The sequence below is a fragment of the Flavobacterium sp. genome (genome assembly GCF_049318325.1).
GTDB lineage: Bacteria > Bacteroidota > Bacteroidia > Flavobacteriales > Flavobacteriaceae > Flavobacterium.
Map to the genome: position 1 here is coordinate 1 of NZ_JBMOGQ010000155.1, position 4,841 is coordinate 4,841.

Here is a 4,841-nt window from a genome sequence, read left to right on the forward strand (position 1 = left end):
TTGGTAGCGTTTATATGAGGTATAACAGAGCAGTTTTGTCACAAATTGGTAACATGAGAATTATTTACAACTACAGAGGTGAAATAGTTAATATTGTTGGTAACATTAAAAGATATCATAACACAGGTTATGATTATTGTGATGTAAACACTTATTATTATTCAACTTCAAACTGTTATAACAATGATTATTACTATTTTAAAGCTGAAGGAAAAAAAGTTAAAATTGAAGAAAAAAAATAAATTAGGTTAATTTGATTGGTTAGGTTTTGATGAAAAAAATCCCGCAAAGTTGAAAACGATGCGGGATTTTTGATTTATACAAAGTAATATTATTAATGACTTCCTTCTACTTCAATTGCATCTACATCTATATTTTGCTTCTTCAAAATACCTTTAACCAAAACAGCAAATAAAGTTAGATAAGCAAAACAAATTACCGCTACAAAATAGGATTGGTGAATTCCAATAATATCTGATAGTTTTCCTTGAATTGGTGGAATAATTCCACCTCCTAAAATCATCATAATTAAAAATGCAGAACCTTGAGATGTATATTTACCCAAGCCAAGAACTGATAAAGTAAAAATAGCAGGCCACATAATACTGCAAGCTAAACCACCAGCTAAAAACGCATAGATAGCAATAGTTCCTGAAGAAAATAATCCAATTAGCATAGCTGTAATTCCAAAACTTCCAAATATCATAAGTGTACGAGCTGGCTTATCTTTACTAATAAAGAAAGCTCCAATTTGAACCATTACGCAAACAATATAATAATATAATGGCTTCATGTCTTTTCCTGAAAGTATATTAACACCTAAAATAATTCCGAATGCAATTAAAGGTATAATGACTAAAGCTACCGTTTTATTGGTTCCTTTTAAATTAAAAACACTAATTGCTCCAGCCCAACGACCAATCATTAAACTTCCCCAATACATTGATATATAAGGACCAATATCGGATGATTGGAGGCTTCCAAATTCAGGCAACTTTAATAATTCTCCTAAATTACTTCCGATAGCAACTTCAACACCTACATAAGTAAAAATAGCCAACATCCCTAAAACCAATTGAGGGTATTGCATTGCACCCCAACCTTCTGCTTTTTTTTGTGCTGAAAAATATGAAAATAATATTCCTCCAATAACAACAACCAAGGCTCCAAGCAGCCAGTTCATTCTATATTGTTCTAAATTTTCTAACTGTAAAGTATCAAAAGTTGTTGAATCAATTTGATATGTTTTGAATATTGGAACAAAGCAAGCAGCTAATAAAACCGTCATAATAACTAATGTCCACAAGGCTTTATTAGCTTTTTCAATAATTTCGTCTGAAGCACCACTAGGTACCTTTTTAGAAAAATAAAATAATGCAGCTGCTGCAATAAAAAGCAATCCCACTCCAGAATAGAGTAAAACTACTTTATTCAATTCTAACAATTTAATTTGTTCATCTGACACTGATTTAGCGGTTCCAAATAATGCTAATGCAACAACAATGGGTCCAATAGTTGTTCCAAAAGAGTTAATTCCACCGCCCAAATTAACTCTACTTGCACCTGTTTTAGGATCTCCTAGTAAAATAGCAAAAGGTTGAGCAGCGGTTTGTTGCAATGAAAATCCTAGTGCTACAATAAATAAACCTAATAACATTCCGGCATATAAATTGGCTTCTACGGCAATAATCATTGCTCCTGCTCCTAGCGCTGAAAACAATAAACCATAAACAATACTTTTTTTATAACCCCATTTTCCAACCACATCTTTTCCGTTTAAATTTCCAAATGTAAAAAGTAATAGAGCTCCAATATAATAAGCTGTGTAAAATGCAAAGTCAACCAACTGCGATTGAAATTGATCTAATGAAAAATAGCTTTTACAAAATGGAATAAAAATACTGTTCCCTGCTGCTATAAAACCCCAAAAGAAAAAGACAGTAATCAGGGTATAAAGTGCAGAATAATTGGTTTTAGTTGTACTCATAATTGTGTTGGTTTAATTAATACGTTTAAAAGAAATAGCTGTTCCGCCACCTTTAGCCAAATGTAATTTAATTTTTGACTTCGAAGTGACTTGCATCGTTTTTATAACATATGATTTTGGATTATTTTGCCAATCGGCATCGATACCATCTTGATAAATAATAGCTTGATATTTTTTGTTAGGTGAAAGAAAATCCAATGGTATTTCTGTTTTTCTTGAATTCTCATCTGTTATGGCTCCTAAAAACCAGTTTTCAGAGTGTTTATCTTTGCGAACAACAGTTAAATAATCTCCGGGTTCAGCTTCAAGATACTTGCTTTCTTGCCAATCTACAGGAACGTCTTTTATAAACTGAAAAGCATCTAAATGTTGCTCATAATTTTCAGGTAAATCAGCTGCCATTTGTAAAGGAGAATACATCGTTACATATAAAGCTAATTGCTTAGCTAAAGTTGAGTGAAGTTGCTCCTTTTTTGATTTATCATAAGCACTCATTTTAATTTCAAAAATTCCTGGTGTATAATCCATAGGTCCACCAAGTAAACGAGTAAAAGGTAAAATGGTTTCATGATTTACTGTATTTCCAATACTCCATGCATTAAACTCAGTTCCTCGAGCCGCTTCGGCACAAATATAATTGGGATAAGTTCTACTATAACCTGTTGGTCGTGAACTTTCATGAGAGTTCACCATCATTTTATAATCAGCAAATCGTTGAGCTACAAAATTGTAATGATTGACCATGGTTTGTCCGTCATGGAATTCACCACGAGGAATAATTTTACCAACATAGCCTGTCTTAGCAGCAGTATAACCATACTCTTTCATTAAGTTTAAAGCCCTGTCCAAATGCCTTTCATAATTAGCGACAGAACCAGAAGTTTCATGATGCATAATCATTTTTATACCTTTTGATTTGGCATAATCATTTACTTCCTTCAAATTAAAATCGGGATAAGGTGTAGTGAAATCAAAAACATTTTCTTTCCAATTACCAAACCAATCTTCCCATCCTACATTCCAACCTTCTACCAAAACACCATCAAAACCATGCTTTGCAGCAAAATCAATATAACGTTTGGTATTGGCCGTTGTGGCGCCATGTTTTCCTGTTGGTTTTAATTCGCCATTGTTTTGAGCGTTTTGCGATCCTGCATAATCCCAAGTAGATTTTCCAATATGCATTTCCCACCAAATACCGACGTATTTCATTGGTTTTATCCAAGAAGTATCTTCAATTTTTGAAGGTTCATTCAGGTTTAAAATCATTTTTGAACTTACAATATCGCGAGCATCATCACTTATCATAATAGTTCGCCAAGGCGAAACACATGGTGTTTGCAAATAGGCTTTATCGCCCAGTGCATTTGGTGCTAAACTTGATTTTAATTTAAAATTTTGTACATCAACATCGAGTTGCATTACAGGATAATTTACTACCGCTGCTTCAAAAATATTAAGATAAACACCATCGATAGCTTTCATCATTAATGGTGTTTGAACAGCAAACTTATTTTTAATTGCTTTGAAACCAATTCCGTTATTCAGATTAACTTTTTCGGTATTTATTTCAGAAAATAAAGTTTCTTCATAATTGTATTCGTTCGTATCAAAATCGCCAGGTTGCCAAAAAACTTTATGGTTCCCCGTTAAGTTAAACTCCGACTGTTCTTCCGAAATGATAAAGTAGTTTAGCTTTTCTTGTTTTGGAAATTCATAACGAAAAGAAATTCCTTCGTTAAACACTCTGAAAATGATATTTATCTTTTTATTTGATGACGACTGTGATAGTGCAACAATCATTTGATTGTAATTATTTTTGATTTTGGACTGTTCACCTAAAACTGGCTGCCACGTTTCATTTACTTCCTTTTGACCAATGCTGTCTATTAGAAAATTAGTATTTAAATCGCCATCAACTTTTAGTTTAATACCCAAGTTACTTTGTAATACTACCGGCTTATTTTTATAGAAAACATTATAAATTGGTTTTCCGTTTTCAGATAAAGAGAAGTTGAGAGTAATTTCTTTGGAAGGTGATTGGACACTTTGAGATTGGACCTCAATTCCTAAAAGGAGCAAACCAATACATATGAATCTTTTCATTGAAAATAATTTTGTCTAAATATAAAAACTTTTTAAAAATATAAAATCTCAAAAGAATTGAGATTTTTATATAGTTATTAACTTTAAAAAGGCAATTAATTGTTACCCGTTTCCCCATCAACATAATCCTGAAGATAGGCAAATCTTGGTGTCAACTTTCCTTTTTCTGTAATCTTGGCTCTTGCTAGAATACCATCTTTATCTCCGTTAAAAAAAGCAGGGATAACATGTTTCATAAACATTTCTCCAAAACCTTCACTGGCGTCTTTTGGTAATTCACATGGCAAATTATCAACCGACATAACCATTATTGAACCCGGGTGCGTATAGGGAACTTCTTTGTTTTCACTTGGCAAATAACCAAAAAATGGCTCTGCAATAGTTGATGCTTTTAAGGTACAAGCGATAGGGCCATCTACATCACACGAGATATCGGCTACTACTTTTATTTTACAATCAGGTGCATTAAGCATATCACGTGTTAGTATATCCGGCGATTCGTTGCCATGAAAATGCCCGGCTATAAAAATGTCAGCTACTTTAGTAAAACGTTCAAAATTGGAGGTATAATCTTTTGGGTTTTTGTAGAAATCATGATTATTTTCAGCCTTAGTTCCGTCTATTCGTTTATTATAATCCAAAACATCAATTTGAGTATAGACAGGCTGAGTGTATATTTTATTTAAGAAATCGTCAGTTGAAACTTGTTTTATTTTCATACCATCTAAGATTTCTTTGGCACCCATTC

Annotated in this window: 3 protein-coding genes and 1 pseudogene; 1 reads left to right on the forward strand and 3 read right to left on the reverse strand. The window is 32.7% G+C overall.

The genetic code is table 11. The features are described 5' to 3' along the window. Positions 1 to 242 (forward strand): hypothetical protein (locus ACOYLP_RS10770; protein WP_422856173.1); only part of this gene is annotated, 242 nt, incomplete at its 5' end. Positions 243 to 334: 92 nt separating this feature from the next. Here ACOYLP_RS10770 and ACOYLP_RS10775 read toward each other — a convergent pair. From ACOYLP_RS10775 to ACOYLP_RS10785, 3 genes and pseudogenes are all read right to left on the reverse strand, one after another. Next, positions 335 to 1,987 (reverse strand): MFS transporter, encoded by a 1,653-nt coding sequence (locus tag ACOYLP_RS10775; protein ID WP_422856174.1) that lies wholly within the window; start codon positions 1,985 to 1,987, stop codon positions 335 to 337. A 12-nt stretch (positions 1,988 to 1,999) separates the two neighbouring features. Continuing rightward, positions 2,000 to 4,093 carry a glycoside hydrolase family 97 protein gene (locus tag ACOYLP_RS10780; RefSeq protein ID WP_422856175.1) on the reverse strand — a complete coding sequence of 698 codons (2,094 nt, stop codon included), beginning with the start codon at positions 4,091 to 4,093 and terminating at the stop codon, positions 2,000 to 2,002. A 95-nt stretch (positions 4,094 to 4,188) separates the two neighbouring features. Then, positions 4,189 to 4,841, reverse strand: a pseudogene (locus ACOYLP_RS10785) (alanine dehydrogenase); the annotation flags it as partial.